Consider the following 19,721-nt stretch of genomic DNA (forward strand, 5'->3'; position numbering starts at 1 on the left):
ACTAAGAGTTTTTAGCCGTATTTTGAGCGAAAAAGGGCATCGCTTGCTATTTTAATTAGCAGCAGAAACACGGATGGCTTTTTGTATCCCAAAATTAGTAATCGAGTCACTTTGGGATAAAAGCAGATGTGCATTCTGCAATGATTTCGACGGAAAAAGGTCGTTTGGCGGATAAATCTGTATTTTTGGCGGATAAAAAATTTTAACGGCGGATAAATCAAAATAACGGCGGATAAATTCCTTTTTTCGGCGGATAAATTTTNATAGCCTATATTTCGTTTGTTTGACACATTTTAGTGAAACAGTTGACGGATTTGTTGCGTTTAAACCAACAAACTTGGATAATACTTTAGGAGAGGTATTATCGCAAAACAAATTAAGACAGCTTCGTATTGCTGAAACAGAGAAATATCCGCATGTCACCTTCTTTATGAGCGGCGGACGTGAGGAGAAATTCCCTGGTGAAGAACGAATTCTGATCAATTCTCCAAAAGTTGCAACGTACGATTTACAGCCGGAAATGAGTGCATACGAATTAACGGATGCTCTTTTAAAAGAGATTGAAGCCGAAAATTTCGATACAATCATTTTAAACTTTGCCAATCCGGATATGGTTGGACACTCTGGCATGCTGGAGCCAACGATTCAAGCGGTAGAAACAGTTGATGAATGTCTTGGCAAAATTGTCGATGCGCTTGTAGCAAAAGGCGGACATGCAATCATCACTGCTGACCACGGAAATGCCGATGAAGTTGTGACATTGGACGGCAATCCAATGACAGCTCATACGACAAATCCGGTTCCTGTCATTGTGACAAAAGAAGGCGTCACTTTACGTGAGGATGGAATTCTTGGTGATCTTGCTCCAACCGTTCTTGATCTGTTAGGTCTAGCTAAGCCAACTGAAATGACAGGCACAACCATTATTAAAAAATAACAATGTATTTTCAAAACTAATTTTTTATATAAAAAGGAGAGAATTATTATGCCATTTATCCAACATGTATATGCTCGTGAAGTATTAGACTCTCGCGGTAACCCAACAATCGAAGTAGAAGTGTTAACAGAATCAGGCTTTTTCGGCCGTGCAATGGTGCCATCTGGTGCATCAACTGGTGAGCATGAAGCTGTAGAACTTCGCGATGGCGACAAGTCTCGCTACCTTGGAAAAGGTGTTCAAAAAGCAGTAGATAACGTAAACAACCTGATCGCTGAAGCAGTAATCGGCTTAGATGTAACAGATCAAGTGGGCATCGACCGCACAATGATCGAACTAGACGGAACTGAAAACAAAGGCAAACTAGGCGCTAACGCTATCCTAGGTGTTTCTATGGCTGCTGCACATGCTGCTGCTGAGTCTGTAGGTCTTCCTTTATACCGTTACCTTGGCGGTTTCAACGCGAAGCAGCTTCCAACTCCAATGATGAACATCATCAACGGCGGTTCTCATGCTGATAACAACGTTGACTTCCAAGAATTCATGATCATGCCTGTTGGAGCTCCAACATTCAAAGAAGCAATCCGTATGGGTGCTGAAGTATTCCACAGCCTGAAAAAAGTTCTTTCTGGCAAAGGCTTAAACACAGCTGTTGGTGACGAAGGCGGATTCGCTCCAAACCTTGGTTCTAACCGTGAAGCTCTTGAAGTCATCATCGAAGCAATCACAAACGCTGGCTACGAAGCTGGTAAAGACATCTACCTTGCAATGGACGTTGCTTCTTCTGAGTTCTATAACAAAGAAACAAGCAAATACGATCTTGCAGGCGAAGGCCGCACAGGCTTATCTTCTGAAGATATGGTTAACTTCTACGAAGAGCTTGTTAACGAATTCCCAATCATCTCTATTGAAGATGGTCTTGACGAAAACGACTGGGATGGCCACAAACTATTAACTGAGCGCATCGGCGGCAAAGTTCAACTTGTTGGTGACGACCTATTCGTTACAAACACGAAGAAATTGGCACAAGGAATTGAGCAAGGTGTAGGCAACTCAATCCTAATCAAAGTAAACCAAATCGGTACACTTACAGAAACTTTCGAAGCAATCGAAATGGCGAAGCGCGCTGGCTACACAGCTGTAGTTTCTCACCGTTCTGGTGAAACAGAAGACGCAACAATCGCTGACATCGCTGTTGCAACAAACGCTGGACAAATCAAAACTGGTTCTATGTCCCGTACAGACCGTATTGCGAAATACAACCAACTTCTTCGCATCGAAGACGAACTTGGCGATTTAGCTGTTTATGATGGATTGAAATCTTTTTATAACTTGAGCAAGTAAGTTTTGAGTTGGGAGCGGCCTTTTGGGGGCCGCTCTTTTTATTTTGTGTGGGTGGTGGTGGCTGACTGGTGCTGATTTGGCGTTTGGCGGATAAATCCGTATTTTTGGCGGATAAATCAAAATAACGGCGGGTAAATCCCCTTTTTCGGCGGATAAATTTTCTGGACGGCGGATATCCGGATCTACATAGCGAAAACCAGTTGAGTAAATAGCAGAATCGTGATCAATATCTAACCGAAAGAGACAAACTAAGAGTTTTTAGCCGTATTTTGAGCGAAAAAGGGCATCGCTTGCTATTTTAATTAGCAGCAGAAACACGGATGGCTTTTTGTATCCCAAAATTAGTAATCGAGTCACTTTGGGATAAAAGCAGATGTGCATTCTGCAATGATTTCGACGGAAAAAGGTCGTTTGGCGGATAAATCTGTATTTTTGGCGGATAAAAAATTTTAACGGCGGATAAATCAAAATAACGGCGGATAAATTCCTTTTTTCGGCGGATAAATTTTCTGGACGGCGGATAACGGAATTTCATAGTAAATCTCTATCAGGTTTATGATAGATTCTCGCCTTGTATTCACCGGAATGAGACAAATTTAGTGTTTTTAACATCTTTTGAGCCGTATCTTCAGATTCCAAATGCACAAAATCCCTAAATTGTTTATTTGTTATAGACGAACCCATCAAATAAAAATAATCCTGTAACGCTTTAACATGTGCTTGCCTATCTTTTGCACCACACTTAGGACACAACCATGTTCTTTTCGCTCGCATCATAGGAAGGTGACCGCAATTTGGACATCTCACCCCAGTTATAATCTCCTCTGGCCTGATCCCATACCGATCCAAGGCATTAAATGAGTCTGGAGTATGACTTTTTAGCAGCTGCTTATTTAGTTTGCGGATTCTCGTCATATCCAAGTGCTCTATTTTATAGCGCTGATTCACTTCCTCTATTTTTTCAAGCAAACTGTGGCCATGTATAACTTTTTTCAAAGCATGCTGGTTTTGGGGATTTGTTTTCAGAATGGTAGAAGGATTGCTGATCACGACAAAGAATTCGATCGGCAGTTGAATATTGTTGTTGTACAGCCATTGCCGAAGCTGCTGCTGCTGCCACTTTGCCTGGGAGATGGGATCTTGAAAGCCTTCTTCTTTATCATTGGCTGTGCGAATTAGCTGGTTGAAGGATTGGTCGAAGTACAATGTTCCGTAGAAGTTTTTACATTCGAGGATTAAGGCAAAGCGCTGTGTCAGAATAAGATAATCGATTTGAAAGTAGTGTTTTCCGCTAGGTAAGCGGGGAGAGTGAAAGATGAAGGTATCATTTGGGGGCAGAAAATCCAAGTAATAGGAAACGGCTTTTTCACCCTTGTATCCAGCCGAAACCTTCATTAAATCCTGTTGAATAAGCGGCACTTTTGGATGGCTGATAAGCAGCCTTTCAGATAAAACTTCTAAACTAAAGATCCTTGCAGGAATGGATCGTTCTTTAACAATCAAAGTATCGCCTCCTTTTCTAAAATAATTCCCTTCTTTTTATAAAATTCCTTTCGTAAATGTGAATAGAGTCATAAAATATAAGTTAATAAGGAGGCAGTTTCCCATGCAATGGACCAAACTAAAAAAACAACTAAAAAATCGCTTATGTGAGTCCCTTAAAGGACGATTGGAAATTCACACAACTGCTTACCGAAAAGCACATGACCAGCCAAGCAGAATGTGGATTACATTAGATAAAACTGAGATTTACTGTGCAGCTGATCAAGTATTTGAGATGAAATTAGAAGAGCAATATCAATTGTTAAAAGAGGAACAGCAGTTAGCACCGATTCCATATGATACTGATTGGACAACTATGTTTGAGTCAAAGGAAAGAGCAGCGCTCCTTGATGCTTACGAGGAGGCAGAACAGCTTGTAGTAAAGAAGAATGTGATGGCAGAATATAATATGTATCATTCTTTACTTGAATATATTCAACTGTCTATTGATGAAGCGATTCAATCGCAGGACCCAGTCATTAAGGCGTTTGCTATGCTCGATCGCAGATTAGGTAAAAGGCGACTGGAAAAGCTGAAAGAAGAAAACATGCAGTCACATCCTTTCATTCAGTTGTTTTTTCAAATACGTTGTGAAGCAGAAGGGCTATCAACAAAAAGTTAACACATCTTTCCTAAGATATTGTCCAATTCCAATAAATATGATAAAATTTAAAATACTGTAAGTGTACGTTTCAGTTTCAGGAGGTGGGCTTAATGCATACATTATTCATTACATTACTGGTCATTGTTTCGATTGGACTTATTGTTGTTGTACTTCTTCAATCTGGTAAGAGTGCAGGACTTTCGGGTGCAATTTCCGGAGGAGCAGAGCAGCTTTTCGGAAAACAAAAGGCACGTGGAATTGACTTAATTCTTCACCGTGTAACAATTGTGCTTTCTGTACTATTTTTCCTATTAACGATTGCTGTATCTTATTTTGCTCTATAAGCCTTTCCTGCCTGGCCGAAAAAGGTCAGGCTTTTATTATGCTTTAAAATAATGGAATAATATTCCTGCTTTAAGACTTCTAAATGGATTGTTTTGTTGTGGTCTGTTAAAAATAGAACATACACATTAATCAAACGTTTGATTGAAAAGGGGTAAGAAGAATGAAAGTTGTTGCACCAAAGCCGTTTACGTTCGGAAATGGAAAGAGAGCTGTCCTGCTTCTACATGGGTTTACAGGGAATACAGCAGATGTTAGAATGCTGGCTCGCTACCTTGAAGGGAAAGGCTATACGTGTCATGCTCCGCTTTTTAAAGGCCATGGTGTTCCGCCCGAAGAGCTTGTCCATACAGGTCCAGAGGATTGGTGGAAGGATGTAATGGAAGGGTATGAGCTTTTAAAAGAGATGGGGCATCAAGAAATCGCTGTGGCCGGGCTGTCGCTCGGAGGCGTATTTTCGCTTAAATTAGGTTACACTGTTCCTGTAAAGGGAATTGTCCCAATGTGTGCACCAATGTATATTAAAAGCGAAGAGACGATGTACAAGGGCATATTGGCGTATGCTAGAGAATATAAAAAACTTGAAGGGAAATCTGCGGAACAGATTGCTTCTGAGATGGCGGAATTTGAAAAAACGCCAATGAATACCTTAAAAGCCCTTCAAGAGCTGATTGAAGATGTCAGAAACCATGTGGATATGATCTATTCACCAACCTTTGTTGCCCAAGCAAGACATGACCACATGATTAACACGGACAGTGCAAATATTATTTATAATGAAGTTGAAAATGATCTGAAAAAACTAAAATGGTATGAAGAATCTGGGCATGTGATTACGCTTGATAAACAGCGTGATGAGCTTCACGAGGATGTTTATCAGTTTTTAGAACAGTTAAATTGGGAAGACTAAAAGAAATAGATAAAAAGGAGGGAATCCTTTGGAGAATAAGTCAGCAGAGATTATTGAACAGCTTTTGAGCCATATGAAAGATGAAGCATATAAGCCTTTAACAGTTCAGGAGCTGGAAGAAGCATTTGGAATTGAAGATTCCGCTGATTTTAAGGATTTTGTGAAGGCGCTCGTTGTGATGGAAGAAAAAGGCTTGGTTGTTAGAACTCGCAGCAATCGCTATGGACTGCCGGAAAAAATGAATTTAATCCGCGGTAAAATGATTGGACATGCAAAGGGCTTTGCATTCGTGGTTCCAGATGAACAAGGCATGGATGATATTTTTATCCCGCCAAATGAAACAAATAACGCAATGCATGGGGATATTGTACTTGCCCGTGTTTCAGCTGAATCGTCAGGCCAGCGCAGAGAAGGAACAATTGTCCGTATTTTAGAACGCGGCATCCAGCAAATTGTCGGTACGTATACGGAAAGCAAGCATTTTGGATTTGTGATCCCTGATGATAAAAAGTTTGCCAGTGATATTTTTATCCCAAAGGCAAGCTCAAAAGGTGCAATTGAAGGCCATAAAGTCGTTGTAAAACTGACAACATACCCGGAAGGACGTAAGAGTGCTGAAGGCGAAGTTATTGAGATCCTTGGTCATAAAAATGACCCAGGTGTTGATATTCTTTCGGTGATCCATAAGCATGGTTTGCCAATGGAGTTTCCAGATGATGTGCTCAAACAGGCATCTGATACACCTGAAACCATTGATGAAAGTGAACTGAAAAACCGCCGTGATCTTAGAAACGAAACAATCGTGACAATTGATGGCGCAGATGCGAAGGACTTGGATGACGCTGTTACGGTTACAAAGCTTGAAAATGGAAACTACAGACTTGGTGTACATATTGCCGATGTTACCTACTATGTTACGGAGGATTCTTCAATTGACCGCGAAGCTGCAGACCGCGCGACAAGTGTTTATCTTGTTGATCGCGTGATTCCGATGATTCCGCATCGTCTTTCAAATGGAATTTGTTCACTTAACCCGCAGGTTGATCGGTTAACGTTATCTTGTAATATGGAGATTACCGAAGACGGTGAGGTGGTCAATCACGAGATTTATCAAAGTGTGATTAAGACCACGGAGCGTATGACATACCATGATGTAAACAAGATTCTTGAAGATGAAGACGAAGAATTGATCAAGCGCTATGAACCTCTAGTGCCGATGTTTAAAATGATGGAAGAGCTTGCTGCAATCTTACGTAAGAAGCGGATGCATCGCGGAGCAATCGACTTTGATTTTAAAGAAGCAAAGGTGCTGGTTGATGACGAAGGTGCTCCACAGGAAGTCGTTATTCGTGAACGTTCAGTTGCAGAGCGCTTGATTGAAGAGTTCATGCTTGCGGCCAATGAAACTGTCGCTGAACATTTTCATTGGATGGAAGTTCCGTTCATTTATCGTATTCACGAGGATCCAAAAGAAGACAAGCTGCGCCGATTCTTTGAGTTTATTACGAACTTTGGCTATATAGTTAAAGGAACAGCCAATGCGGTGCATCCCCGTGCGCTTCAGGAAATCATTGAAGAAGTACAGGGAAAACCGGAGGAAATGGTCGTTTCAACTGTTATGCTCCGCTCGATGCAGCAGGCAAAATATGATCCGGAAAGCTTAGGTCACTTTGGCTTATCAACAGAGTTCTATACACATTTTACCTCTCCGATCCGCCGTTATCCGGATTTAATCGTGCATCGTCTGATCCGCACTTATTTAATTGAAGGAAAAATTGACGAAGGAACGAGAGAGAAGTGGAATATGCTTCTGCCTGATATTGCTGAACACTCTTCTAATATGGAGCGCCGTGCAGTAGAAGCTGAGCGTGAAACGGACGAGCTGAAAAAAGCAGAATATATGGCAGATAAAATTGGCGAAGAGTACGACGGGATTATTAGTTCTGTTACGAACTTCGGAATGTTCGTCGAGCTGCCCAATACGATTGAAGGACTTGTTCATGTCAGCTATATGACGGATGATTATTATCGCTATGAAGAACGCCATATGGCAATGATCGGAGAACGTACAGGCAAGGTTTTCCGAATTGGTGATGAGATTACAGTACGTGTAGTCAATGTCAATAAAGATGAGCGTTCAATTGATTTTGAAATTGTCGGCATGAAGGGCACTCGCCGCCGTGAAACAAATGATGCACCAAAAGTATTTAAAACAGGCAGCTCAGATCGTAAACCGCGCCGAAGTAAAAGTGGTGAAGGTGAGCGTAAAGGCAGTGCTGCTGAAGGTTCCAAACGCAAATATAAAAAGGATAAAAAGCATTTTGAAAATGCTCCAAAAGCAAAGCGAAAGAAAAAGCGATAAGCTATTGCTCCAAGTGTTTTTATCACTTGGAGCAGTCCTAATTCCGTTTTAGCCCCTTTTTTGCTACAATAAAAGGAAACGCTTTGTGAACGAGCTGCAACACAAGGGGGAAGTCATTATGCCAAAGGGTAGTGGAAAGGTTATTGCACAAAATAAAAAAGCCTTTCATGATTACGCAATAGAAGAAACATATGAAGCAGGTCTTGTTTTACAAGGCACAGAGATTAAGTCTATTCGAAATGGCCGTGTCAATTTAAAGGATTCCTATGCCCGCATTATTAACGGAGAGATGTTTTTGGTCGGAATGCATGTAAGTCCGTATGAGCAGGGAAATCGCTATAATCATGATCCGTTAAGAACAAGAAAGCTGCTGCTTCACCGCAAGGAAATCAACAAGCTGATCGGTGAAACAAAGCAGTCCGGTTATGCACTTGTTCCTTTAAAGCTCTATTTAAAAAATGGGTATGCTAAAGTGGCCGTCGGCTTGGCAAGAGGGAAAAAGAAATACGACAAACGTGAAGACTTAAAGAAAAAAGAAGCGAAACGCGAGGTTGAACGTGCCTTCCGTGAACGTCAGAAGATGTAGTTCCAAAACCTTACAATTGAAATTCTCTGTCACTATGTTATAATAATTTATGTCACCAAGTGGTGATACAAACTTTAGCTCATCTATTTCGAGCTTCCGAAACGTCAGCATGATAACATGTTTGACTCATTTATAAAGCGGGAAAAGGCTAAAAGCCAACGCTTTTCTTATAATGGGGACGCTACGGATTCGACAGGGATAGTTCGAGCTTAGGTTGCGAGTCGAGGGGATCGGCCTCGTTAAAACGTCAACGCCTATAACTGGCAAACAACAAAACAACTTCGCTTTAGCTGCTTAATAGCGCTTTAGTGGTTCCTCCCTCCATTGCCCATGTGGTAGGGTAAGGGACTCAAACTTAGTGGGCTACGCCGGATTCCACCGTCTGAGGATGAAGGAAGAGAACAACCAGACTAGCTGACCGGGCGCCAGTCGATAGGCAGATGGCTCAGCGAAATACGAATATATCGACTACACTCGTAGAAGCTTAAGTGCCGATATCTTTGGACGAGGGTTCGACTCCCTCCGTCTCCACCAAATACATATTTGGTGGTTTTTTATTTTTTGTGAGATTTACTATTATTATCATTCACCTTCTTCTCCAATCCGCTGATCTTCAAACGGTCACCATTCAACTTTCTAACAACTACTTGCGCCGTTTTTTATTCCTTTCTTTCTAGCTTTTCTTAAAAGAATCTACTTAAATCACCATCAAAAAACAGAACTAGGAAACAACTCCTATTTTCTAGGATTATTTGTAATTGGCAAAAGGGAGGTAACTCCTATTTAAAAGTGTGTCAATCCTTAATATAATTCGGTTAAATAGTCATTTTTTACTATATTAGACCTTGTGGTGATTTTGTATAGATGAAAAAAGATTCTGTCAGGAGCAGTTACACAGAAAAGAGAGGGGGATAAACATGGAAAGCAGCATTGCAGTATATGAACCAAGTTCTTCTTATAAATGGATTCAAGCTTGTAAGAAAAAGTCGCAAAAAGAGCTGATCGACTACTTAATTGATAGATGTGAAATTGGGAAGTTTGAAATCATGGAGCATTTAAGAAATGTGCAAAAATTAACGGGGATGCTTGCTAAGGAGTATAACAAGCAAGCACAAGTGATGCTAGATGAACATTATATAGAGAATATTATTCATTTCAGCATTCTTCATGATATAGGAAAGTTTTGTATTCCTAAAAATATTTTAAACAAGCCAGCCAGCTTGAATGAATTCGAGCGGAAAGTCATTGAAATGCATCCTTTATGGGGGTGGGCTATTTTGAGAGAGAAAACGTCCAATATTACATATTGCGAATCCATAAACATGAAAGTCGTTGAAAATATTATCCTGTATCATCATGAAAAGTGGGACGGGACGGGTTATCCATATGGACTAAAGGGATGTGCTATTCCTTTAGAAGCGAGGATTGTGGCAATTGTGGATGTATATGATGCTTTAACCGCTGTAAGACCTTATAAGAAGGCATGGAGTAAAAGTGAGGCATTACATTACATTGTTCAGGAAAAGGGAAAGCATTTTGATCCTTCAATTGTAGATATATTGGTAGAATGTATTTAATTTTGTTCCAATATTAATAAATAAAAATTTATGATTGCAGAATATTTACTTAAAGCTGGTGTGAACTGGCTTTTTTATTTTGTCAAAGAATTTTCTTTTTCTATCATACTAGTCAATAGTTCCTATATTTGCTTAATAAATGGAAAAAGGAAATACAGGCTATTATCAGCAACCTCCTTAAATTAGATAATAATTCTATCATTTGGAAGAAACGAATTTATTATTTAAGGGGGTTGGCTAGTTATGATGAGATCATGGCGGCTAAGAACTAAGCTAAGGTTTATGGTATTGTTTGCACTTATATTAATTATAGCTCCATATGTTTTTATCGCTGAGGAAAACAAGGCATCAGCTATCACAATAAATGTAATAGGCAATCAGAGTTTAGTATCTTCATATCAAAATGGTGAATTTTCTTTAACCATTACAGGGAATCAGGTGGCGAATATAGGATTATTAAATAATTATGTTCCTATTTTTCAACTGCCAGAGGAACTTTCGTATTTATTGAGCAAAAGGAATTTTAAAGATGAAACTACGATTACTTACTCCATCCCTTTTTTAGGGGTGGGAGGAAGTCTTTTAGAGAATAAAGCAACAATTACAGGATTTAATATTCTTACTGTCACTGAAAATAATTTAGTTGGTGCCAGCATCCCCCACTTATTGGGGATAAATGTAAGTACTCCTACAACATTTAAGCTAAGCATTAATCTGAAAAACTTAGGAGTAGATGAGCTACCTCAAAGTATTGATGGCAAACTTACTTCTAAGGCCTTAGTAGTAGACAGTTTTTTACTGGATCTTAGTCTATTGAATGAACTCGGAGCAGTATCCACGTTAGAAACTGCCTTTGTTGACACGGTCGCTCCAAGCCAGCCGAGTATAGAAGCGATCAATGAGACGAGCACAGTAATTAGCGGCACAAGTGAAGCGGGAGCATTAGTTAGGCTTGTCTTCCCGGATGGAAGTGAAAAAACAACAATAGCTAATGAAGAAGGGGAATGGACCGTTGAAATAGAACCGCATGCGGCAAACACAGAATTGATTGTGACCTCAACGGATGCAGCAGGAAATACAAGTGCAGCTGTTACTGTGGTAGTGCAGCCAGTTGAAAAGGCAGATACAGAAGCACCTGCACAGCCGATTGTAAATTCTGTTGATGAAACGAGCATGGAAATCACTGGAACAAGTGAAGCGGGAGCAGTGGTGAAAGTCGTTTTTCCAGATGGAAGTGAAAAAACGACTGCAGCTGATAAAGAAGGCAATTGGACCATTGCAATTGATTCACAAGCAGTCAATGCAGAATTGATTGTGACTGCAACGGATGCAGCAGGAAATACAAGCGAAGCTGCTACTGTGGTAGTGCAGCCAGTCGAAAAGGCAGACGAAGAAGCGCCGGCCCAGCCGATTGTAGACTCTGTCAATGAAATGAGCACAGAAATCACTGGAACAAGTGAAGCGGGAGCAGTAGTTAGGCTTGTCTTCCCGGATGGAAGTGAAAAAACAACAATAGCTAATGAAGAAGGGGAATGGACCGTTGAAATAGAACCGCAGGCGGCAAACACAGAATTGATTGTGACCTCAACGGATGCAGCAGGAAATACAAGTGAAGCTGCTACTGTGGTAGTGCAGGCAGTCGAAAAGGTAGATACAGAAGCACCTGCACAGCCAATTGTAAATTCTGTTGATGAAACGAGCACGGAAATCACTGGAACAAGCGAAGCGGGAGCAGTAGTGAAAGTCGTTTTTCCAGATGGAAGTGAAAAAACGACTGCAGCTGATAAAGAAGGCAATTGGAATATTGCAATTGATTCACAAGCAGTCCATGCAGAATTGATTGTGACAGCAACGGATGCAGCCGGAAATACAGCGAAGCTGCTACTGTGGTAGTGCAGCCAGTCGAAAAGTTAGATACAGAAGCGCCGTCTCAGCCGATTATAACTCATGTTGATGAAACAACTGGCGAAATATTTGGAGAGAGTGATTCACGTGCAAAAATTATCATAACTCTTCCAGATGAAAGTGAAGTTAATACACATGCTGATGATCAAGGAAAATGGTTTGCACGCATTCAAACCTATTCAGTGAGCAGAAGATTAATGATTACTGCAGTAGACGAAGCTGGAAACAGAAGTGAATCTGTTTCTGCAACAATGAATGCATCTCCTGTTTCAACTGAAACTGGTGGAACAGATACAGGTACATCTGAACCACCAACTGAACCAGTACCGACACCAGAAGCAGAAGAGCCATCTAATGAAGATGTAGGAAACGAAGAAGAGCCAGGAACAGCAGCACCAGTTCAATCGGAAAATCCAACAACACCAACAGAGGAAGACCCAATTGAAGGTGGCAACAATACTGGGAATGAAGAAGACTCCGATTCAGAAACGACTGATCAGCCATCTGAACCTGTGACAACACCGGAAGCAGAAGGACCATTTAATGAAAATGAAGGAAACGAAGAAGAGTCTGGAACAGAAACACCAGTTCAACCGGAAAATCCGACGATACCAACAGAAGAAGCAGAAACTGGTGGAGATAAAGAAGGAACCGAGCTAGGAACATCAGAGCAACCATCTGAACCAGTAACAACACCGGAAGTGGAAGGACCTTCTGATGATACAGAAGGAAACGAAGAAGAGCCAGTAACAGAAGCACCAGTCCAACCGGAGAATCCAACAACACCAACAGAAGAAGATCCAACTGAAGCTGGTGGAAATGGCGGAAATGAAGAAGGCTCCGATCCAGGAACATCCGAGCAACCATACGAACCAGTACTAACACCAGAAGTAGAAGGTCCATCTGATGAAACAGAAGGAACAGAAGATGGGACCGGAACAGAAACGCCAGACCAATCGGAAAATCCAGCACCTACACCAACAGAGGAAGACCCAATTGAAGGTGGCAACAATACTGGGAATGAAGAAGGCTCCGATTCAGAAACAACTGATCAGCCATCTGAACCAGTACCAACACTGGAAGTAGAAAAACCATCTGATGAAACAGAAGGAACTGAAGATGGGTCCGGAACAGAAACGCCAGACCAATCGGAAAATCCAGCACCTACACCAACAGAGGAAGACCCAATTGAAGGTGGCAACAATACTGGGAATGAAGAAGGCTCCGATTCAGAAACGACTGATCAGCCATCTGAACCAGTACCATCAGAGCAGCCATCTGAATCAGAATCAAAACCTGAAGTAGAAGTGCCATCTAATGAAAACGAAGAAGAGTCTGGAACAGAAACACCAGACGAACCGGAGAATCCGACAGTACCAACAGAAGAAGGTTCAACTGAAACTGGAGGCAATAATGGAGATGAAGGTGGTTCCGATCCAGAACAATCAGAGCAGCCATCTGAACCTGTAACAACACCTGAAGCAGAAGTGCCATCTGATGAAACAGAAGGAACTGAAGAAGGGACCGGAACAGAAACGCCAGACCAATCGGAAAATCCAGCACTAACACCAACAGAAGTAGACCCAACGGATGCTGGTGGCAATAGTGGAAATGAAGAAGGGGCCGATCCAGGAACATCAGAGCAGCCATACGAGCCAGTACCAACACCGGAAGAAGTGCCATCTAATGAAAACGAAGGAAACGAAGAAGAGTCTGGAACAGAAACACCAGACCAACCGGAGAATCCGACAGCACCAACAGAAGAAGGTTCAACTGAAACTGGAGACAATAATGGAGATGAAGGTGGTTCCGATCCAGAACAATCAGAGCAGCCATCTGAATCTGTAACAACACCTGAAGCAGAAGTGCCATCTGATGAAACAGAAGGAACTGAAGAAGGGTCCGGAACAGGAACGCCAGACCAATCGGAAAATCCAGCATCAACACCAACAGAAGAAGACCCAATTGAAACTGGTGACAATACTGGAAATGAAGAAGTCTCCGGGTCAGAAACGACTTATCAGCCATTTGAACCTGTGACAACACCGGAAGCGGAAGCACCATCTGATGGAACAGAAGGAACAGAAGAAGAGCACGCGATAGAAACGCCAGAACAACCAGAAAATTCAACAGTACCAACAGAAGAAGGTTCAACTGAAACTGGAGGCATTACTGGAAATGAAGAGGCTTCCGATCCAGAAAAATCCGAGAAACCTTCCGAGTCAGTACCTGCACCGGAGTCAGAAATGCCATCTAATGAAAATGAAGGAAACGAAGAAGAGTCTGGAACAGAAACACCAGACCAACCGGAGAATCCGACGACACCAACAGAAGAAGCAGAAACTGGTGGAGATAAAGAAGGAATCGATCCAGGAACATCAGAACAATCTGAACCTGTGACAACCCCGGAGTCAGAAATGCCATCTAATGAAAATGAAGGAAACGAAGAAGAGTCTGGAACAGAAACACCAGACCAACCGGAGAATCCGACGAAACCAACAGAAGAAGCAGAAACTGGTGGAGATAAAGAAGGAATCGATCCAGGAACATCAGAACAATCTGAACCTGTGACAAACCCGGAGGCAGAAGAGCCATCTAATGAAAATAAAGGAAACGAAGAAGAGCCTGGAACAGGCACGCCAGACCAATCGGAAAATCCAGCACCAACACCAGCAGAAGAAGACCCAATTGAAACTGGTGGAGATGCTGGAAATGAAGAGGGTTCCGATCCAGAAACATCCGAGCAGTCATCTGAACCAGTACCAACACCGGAAGCAGTAGAACCATCCGATGAAACAGAAGGAACCGAAGAAGGGTCCGGAACAGGCACGCCAGACCAATCGGAAAATCCAGCACCAACACCAGCAGAAGAAGACCCAATTGAAACTGGTGGAGATACTGGAAATGAAGAGATTTCCGATCCAGAAACATCCGAGCAGCCATCTGAACCAGTACCAACACCGGAAGCAGTAGAACCATCTGATGAAACAGAAGGATCGGAAGAAGGGTCCGGAACAGAAACACCAGACCAATCGGAGAATCCGGCAGTATCAACAGAAGATGCACCAGCTGAAGCTGCTGGAGATGAGTCTGAAACCGAGCCAGGAACATCAGAACAATCTGAACCTGTGACAACACTGGAAGCAGAAGAGCCATCTAATGAAAATGAAGGAAACGGAGAAGAGCCTGGAACAGAAACACCAGTCCAACCGGAGAATTCAACAATACCAAGAGAAGAAGCAGAAACTGAAACTGGTGGAGATAAAGAAGGCTTCGAGCCAAAACCATCAGAGCAGCCATCTGAATCAGAATTAACATCTGGAGTAGAAGTTCCATCTAATGAAAACGAAGGAAACGAAGAAGAGCCTGCAACAGAAACATCAGACCAACTAGAGAATCCAACACCACCAACAGAAGAGGGCCCAGCTGGAACTGATGGAAATAATGGAAACGAAGAAGAGTCTGAAACAGAAACACCAGTCCAACCGGAGAATCCAACACCACCAACAGAAGAAGGTCTAACTGAAACTGGTGGCAGTAGTGGAAATGAAGAAGGCTCTGAGCCGGAAACATCCGATGAGCCATCTAAACCAATAACAACACCGGAAGATGAAGGGTTATCTAATGAAAATGAAGGAAACGAAGCAGATCCTGGATCAGAAAACAAGCAACCTGAAAATCCAGCACCAGCACCGACTGAAGAAGGATCTGCTGAAACTGATGGAATCGAAGAAGACTCGGAGACAGTAGCACCAGCTCAACCGGAGAATCCGACACCACCAACAGAAGAAGGCCCAACGGATACTGGTGGAAATGAAGGAACGCCAGAGCCAGAAGCCGAAATATCTGTACAACCGACAGTGCCATCACCAATCATTCAAGTGCCTGCGACTGATCGCGGTCCACTACTAAACTTGAGCACAGATAGTGGCAGTGAGAATAGTAAGTTGGTTCAAGGCACAATTGAACCAAATACCGAGTTTGCAGTCATCTTACCAAATGGAAGCAAAAGGGCGGAGAGGACTGAAAGTGGGAGGAACAGTGGAGATATAGAGAAGTCCGATGATGAAGAGTTCCTTATATTTGGATTAGGAGGTGCCGGTGAAAATACGTTAGAAAAACTGAGTTTTTACTCGGCAAATGAACGGAATCTGCCTCAAATTAGTTTTGATTCAAGGTTAGGAAATATCATATATCCTTCAAAATTAGTATCGGATTATAATTATATAAGTGTTAAAGCCATGACAGATTGGCTTATAGCAAGTGAAGATAAAATAGTTGATTTCGCAGGAATTGTTAAAAATAAGGAGACTTACTTATTCCAAATTCCGTTTTTACTATTCCTCTTCATCATCGTGGTCGTGAAAAGGCGGCGCGACAAGAACTTAGAAATGATAAGGAATTACTAAATGATAAGGCTGTCGAGAACTCTCGATAGCCTTATCATAATGAATATATAGGGATGCTGGATAGATTCTTATCTTTCCAGCATCCAAAAAAATATTAAGTAAGAAAGGAAGTTAACGTCATGAATATGAATAAATACGTCAGCACTCAAGTATTAGATGTGAATTCTGTGTTAGCTTCATTGGAATGTAACTTAGCCATTATCGAATTTGATTTAGAGGGTAAGGTTATTTGGGTAAACGAAAATTTTGCCCAGACGTTAGGATACAGTGTCAATGAAATGAAAACGATGAGACATAAGCAGTTTTGCACCTTAGAATTGCAAAATAGTCCTCGATATGCTGCGTTATGGAATCATTTAAAGGCAGGGAAAGAATTTCAGGAAAAAATCCAGCGAGTTGGCAAATGCGGGAAGTTGCTTTGGCTTGAGGCTACGTATATGCCTGTTTTAAATCATGAAGGAAAAGTGATTGCTGTACTAAAAATAGCAACAGATATTACACAGCGGGAAAATAAAACATTTGGAATCGTTTCTCAACTAAAAGACTTATCGGTTGATTTAGGTGAAATCGTTAGTCATAACTCAAATGAGAACATTAAAGTGATTCACTCGCTGCAAGAACAAACTGATATCATTAGAGGATTATCTAAATCAATTCAGCATCTATCTTCTCAAACCAATATATTAGCATTAAATGCGGCGATTGAGGCCGCTCGGGCTGGAGAACACGGCCGAGGTTTTAATGTAGTAGCAACCGAAGTACGTAAATTAGCTAACAATGTAGATGCAGCTATTAAAAAGATGAATGAAAACATTGAAAATATTTACCAAGAGGTGCAGAAGGTTAGTGCCATTACACAACATTCTCAGTCAACGGTGATTACAACACAAACCAAAATAAATACCACGATGAAAGAGTTTGAAGGGCTTACAACCATTCAAACCTGCTGACCCTAAATGTGAAACCAATATTATTTACTAACATAAATGCAACCCTCCTCTGTGCAAGAGTACAGAGAAGGGTTATGAACATTTACTATTTAGATATAATATAGTCATACTCTACTTCATCTGTTTTTTCATTATAATCTACATGTAAATCATGTCCATTAAAAAACCATAAATCAGCATCTTCAATAAAGAAAGTGATGCCGTCTGCTTCCGTTTCGACAACTGCATTTCTAGAATCTGAATCAATCGTAAAGGCGAGAGCATACCCCTCTTGTACGGGACTGGTTCCATAAATTTGCGAGTAAAACCGAACTTTTTTTCCTGCCTCCAAACCAACTTCATCCTTAAACCAATGCAATGCTCTTTCACTAATCTGTATTTTCACACAGTACAGCTCCTTTTTTGACGTTTATTAATATGATAACAAACCTATTTATCGTTTTGTAAAACAATGATGAACGAACCGATCTGCCTATTTTTCCTGCCAAATATATATCAAATCAATCATAACATTTTCTTGATCTATGAAAAAACGACAATTCTAAGACATTCTTATATGAGCAAGCTTATTTGTAAAATAAGAATTTGTCTAAAAGAAACTTGAAGGAAATAACGAAAAAAATTCTTAAAAAAAGACCCAGAAGATGGGTCAATTGGATCTTATTACTAGTTAGCATCTTTTGTTTCTTTCAATTCACTGCGATGAATCAGCTCAACATATTTCATATCTGATTTCTTTATTTCACAATAGCCTGCTTCGTTTATTTTAATGAGATAATAAATTTCATTGTTATAAACTATTTTTTCACAGTTCTTTTCCACGGTTCACCTTCTTTTCAACCCTGCTTTTGCTTTAGACAGAGTATAGGATTTAAGCTTTAAGATTCGAAACACGTCTCTGTTGGGTTATAGTACATGCATATAATCCAATTTTTCACCTTTTCTATAGTATTTAAAAGTAAAATAAACAAATCATTTATATTTATGTTACCGTTTACAAAAATGCTTGGGTTTTATAGTTAACCATGCTCAAAATTAGTTTCCGAATAAAGACCCAACAACTAACAGATGCTATTTATAAAAAACACGGAGGAAAGCATGGAGAAAAATCCAAATTTAAATGCGGAAATAATAGAACATCAGCAAAATAAACAACTAACTTCAGCAGAACTGGCAGATTTATTTAGTAATTTTATGGGTGATTCTCTGTTCTGCTGTATATTTGAGCACTTCCTGGATGTCGTGGAAGACGATGAGATTCGAGATTATGTGGAATTTGCACTATCACTGTCCAGGAGACATGTGAAGGAAATAAGCAAGATCTTTGTTAATGAAGGTATTCCAGTTCCTGTAGGGTTTGGTGAACAGGATGTTCGGAAAGGGGCGCCGCGACTGTTTGGTGATCTGTTTATGATATTTTATATCACTCAAATGGCAAGTGCATCGCTAATTATTTATGGCAATGCCTTTTCAAATTCGTCCCGCCACGATATTATGCACTATTTTAGAGGATCCATGAATGATTCAGCGGAAACATATGAGAGAGGAATCCATCTATTGCTATCTAAAGGAATGGACATTAGTGCGCCAAATATTCCTTACGCTAAGAAGATTGATTTTGTAGAAAAGAAATCTTTTATTTCAATTATAACGGGAAAAGATCGACCGCTAACTGCAAACGAGATCAAATTTCTTCATTTTAATACTAATACTAACATCCTAGGAAAAGCACTTATGATCGCTTTTAGCCAGGTTGCTTCATCAGAAAAAATTCGAAAGTATCTTAAAAATGGGGCGGAACTAGCAGGTAAACAAATAAAAATCTTTGCAGATTATTTAACAAAACAGGATTTGCCATCTCCTAAATTGATGGATGCCAATGTAACGGATTCAACTTCATCCCCTTTTTCAGATAAACTTATCATGTATCACGGTGCCTTAGCTGGCAATGTTGCTCTCTCAAATATAGGTACTGCTCTCTCCCAGATGCTTAGACATGATTTGGCAGCCATGTTTATTGAGTTTATTCCAATAATCGGTAAGTATAATAATGATGGTTTGAATATGATGATCGAGCGGGGATGGTTTGAAGAACCTTTTACAGCCGCTGACCGTAAGGAATTATCTAAACATTCACCTGGTAACCTTACATGATCGCTTTTCTAGAAGGTTATTAAAAATTTTTGTTAAAATAAGAAGACCTCTAAGCTTGCCAAATGGCAAGTTTTTTGTTATTTGAAAGTAAAAGATCCG

General features: G+C 40.8%; 15 protein-coding genes, 1 other RNA gene and 1 pseudogene. 13 read left to right on the forward strand and 4 right to left on the reverse strand.

Features of this window, described 5'->3' with window-relative positions; translation table 11 throughout:
* Positions 1-265: 265 nt before the first annotated feature.
* Both B7E07_RS03455 and eno read left to right on the forward strand, forming a co-directional pair.
* A pseudogene (locus B7E07_RS03455) lies at positions 266-937 on the forward strand (alkaline phosphatase family protein); the annotation flags it as partial.
* 48 nt (positions 938-985) lie between these two features.
* Positions 986-2,281, forward strand: coding sequence for a phosphopyruvate hydratase (gene eno / locus B7E07_RS03460; protein ID WP_080844082.1), 1,296 nt, complete (start codon positions 986-988; stop codon positions 2,279-2,281).
* 298 nt (positions 2,282-2,579) lie between these two features.
* On the opposite strand, the gene B7E07_RS03465 is transcribed toward eno, so the two are convergent.
* Entirely contained in the window at positions 2,580-2,816 is a 237-nt protein-coding gene (locus B7E07_RS03465; protein ID WP_080844083.1) for a hypothetical protein, read from the reverse strand.
* Entirely contained in the window at positions 2,813-3,784 is a 972-nt protein-coding gene (locus tag B7E07_RS03470; protein WP_080844084.1) for an NERD domain-containing protein, read from the reverse strand. Before B7E07_RS03470 ends, B7E07_RS03465 begins: the two co-directional genes overlap by 4 nt.
* 103 nt (positions 3,785-3,887) lie before the next feature.
* Between B7E07_RS03470 and B7E07_RS03475 the strand changes: the two genes are divergently transcribed.
* The 10 genes from B7E07_RS03475 (at position 3,888) to B7E07_RS25225 (ending at position 17,468) form a co-directional block, all read left to right on the forward strand.
* Positions 3,888-4,445, forward strand: a complete 558-nt coding sequence (locus B7E07_RS03475) for an SF0329 family protein (RefSeq protein ID WP_080844085.1) — start codon at positions 3,888-3,890, stop codon at positions 4,443-4,445.
* 92 nt (positions 4,446-4,537) lie between these two features.
* Positions 4,538-4,771 carry a preprotein translocase subunit SecG gene (gene secG, locus B7E07_RS03480; RefSeq protein ID WP_066442642.1) on the forward strand — a complete coding sequence of 78 codons (234 nt, stop codon included), beginning with the start codon at positions 4,538-4,540 and terminating at the stop codon, positions 4,769-4,771.
* A 161-nt stretch (positions 4,772-4,932) separates the two neighbouring features.
* Positions 4,933-5,679, forward strand: coding sequence for an alpha/beta hydrolase (locus B7E07_RS03485; RefSeq protein WP_080844086.1), 747 nt, complete (start codon positions 4,933-4,935; stop codon positions 5,677-5,679).
* Between the two features lie 73 nt (positions 5,680-5,752).
* Positions 5,753-8,041, forward strand: coding sequence for a ribonuclease R (gene rnr, locus B7E07_RS03490; protein WP_373886065.1), 2,289 nt, complete (start codon positions 5,753-5,755; stop codon positions 8,039-8,041).
* A gap of 118 nt (positions 8,042-8,159) precedes the next feature.
* On the forward strand, positions 8,160-8,627 hold the full coding sequence (gene smpB, locus B7E07_RS03495; protein WP_080844088.1) for an SsrA-binding protein SmpB: 468 nt from the start codon (positions 8,160-8,162) through the stop codon (positions 8,625-8,627).
* Between the two features lie 174 nt (positions 8,628-8,801).
* Positions 8,802-9,161: a transfer-messenger RNA gene (gene ssrA / locus B7E07_RS03500) on the forward strand.
* A gap of 383 nt (positions 9,162-9,544) precedes the next feature.
* Positions 9,545-10,204 carry an HD-GYP domain-containing protein gene (locus tag B7E07_RS03505; protein ID WP_080844089.1) on the forward strand — a complete coding sequence of 220 codons (660 nt, stop codon included), beginning with the start codon at positions 9,545-9,547 and terminating at the stop codon, positions 10,202-10,204.
* Positions 10,205-10,447: 243 nt separating this feature from the next.
* Positions 10,448-12,097, forward strand: a complete 1,650-nt coding sequence (locus B7E07_RS03510) for an Ig-like domain-containing protein (protein WP_080844090.1) — start codon at positions 10,448-10,450, stop codon at positions 12,095-12,097.
* Positions 12,097-16,518 (forward strand): hypothetical protein, encoded by a 4,422-nt coding sequence (locus tag B7E07_RS03515; RefSeq protein WP_218970396.1) that lies wholly within the window; start codon positions 12,097-12,099, stop codon positions 16,516-16,518. The genes B7E07_RS03510 and B7E07_RS03515 overlap by 1 nt, the downstream gene beginning before the upstream one ends.
* Before the next feature lie 119 nt (positions 16,519-16,637).
* The gene (locus B7E07_RS25225) at positions 16,638-17,468 is read left to right on the forward strand and encodes a methyl-accepting chemotaxis protein (protein WP_139785563.1); all 831 of its coding nucleotides are present in this window, start codon (positions 16,638-16,640) and stop codon (positions 17,466-17,468) included.
* 85 nt (positions 17,469-17,553) lie between these two features.
* Here B7E07_RS25225 and B7E07_RS03525 read toward each other — a convergent pair whose 3' ends face one another.
* Together B7E07_RS03525 and B7E07_RS23475 are read right to left on the reverse strand one after the other, a co-directional pair.
* On the reverse strand, positions 17,554-17,853 hold the full coding sequence (locus tag B7E07_RS03525) for a HesB/YadR/YfhF family protein (protein WP_080844092.1): 300 nt from the start codon (positions 17,851-17,853) through the stop codon (positions 17,554-17,556).
* Between the two features lie 281 nt (positions 17,854-18,134).
* Positions 18,135-18,290, reverse strand: a complete 156-nt coding sequence (locus B7E07_RS23475) for a hypothetical protein (RefSeq protein ID WP_176215105.1) — start codon at positions 18,288-18,290, stop codon at positions 18,135-18,137.
* Positions 18,291-18,566: 276 nt separating this feature from the next.
* Between B7E07_RS23475 and B7E07_RS03530 the strand changes: the two genes are divergently transcribed.
* The gene (locus B7E07_RS03530; RefSeq protein ID WP_080844093.1) at positions 18,567-19,622 is read left to right on the forward strand and encodes a DUF3231 family protein; all 1,056 of its coding nucleotides are present in this window, start codon (positions 18,567-18,569) and stop codon (positions 19,620-19,622) included.
* Positions 19,623-19,721 lie beyond the last annotated feature (99 nt).

Origin of the sequence: Cytobacillus gottheilii (assembly GCF_900166665.1) — a bacterium.
GTDB lineage: Bacteria > Bacillota > Bacilli > Bacillales > Cytobacillaceae > Cytobacillus > Cytobacillus gottheilii_A.

Coding starts and splice junctions, on each gene's coding strand:
- B7E07_RS03510 (WP_080844090.1), top strand. CDS start 10,448: ATGATGAGATCATGGCGGCTAAGAACTAAGCTAAGGTTTATGGTATTG.
- B7E07_RS03505 (WP_080844089.1), top strand. CDS start 9,545: ATGGAAAGCAGCATTGCAGTATATGAACCAAGTTCTTCTTATAAATGG.
- B7E07_RS03530 (WP_080844093.1), top strand. CDS start 18,567: ATGGAGAAAAATCCAAATTTAAATGCGGAAATAATAGAACATCAGCAA.
- rnr (WP_373886065.1), top strand. CDS start 5,753: ATGAAAGATGAAGCATATAAGCCTTTAACAGTTCAGGAGCTGGAAGAA.
- secG (WP_066442642.1), top strand. CDS start 4,538: ATGCATACATTATTCATTACATTACTGGTCATTGTTTCGATTGGACTT.
- B7E07_RS03485 (WP_080844086.1), top strand. CDS start 4,933: ATGAAAGTTGTTGCACCAAAGCCGTTTACGTTCGGAAATGGAAAGAGA.
- B7E07_RS03465 (WP_080844083.1), bottom strand. CDS start 2,816: ATGAAATTCCGTTATCCGCCGTCCAGAAAATTTATCCGCCGAAAAAAG.
- smpB (WP_080844088.1), top strand. CDS start 8,160: ATGCCAAAGGGTAGTGGAAAGGTTATTGCACAAAATAAAAAAGCCTTT.
- B7E07_RS25225 (WP_139785563.1), top strand. CDS start 16,638: ATGAATATGAATAAATACGTCAGCACTCAAGTATTAGATGTGAATTCT.
- eno (WP_080844082.1), top strand. CDS start 986: ATGCCATTTATCCAACATGTATATGCTCGTGAAGTATTAGACTCTCGC.
- B7E07_RS03475 (WP_080844085.1), top strand. CDS start 3,888: ATGCAATGGACCAAACTAAAAAAACAACTAAAAAATCGCTTATGTGAG.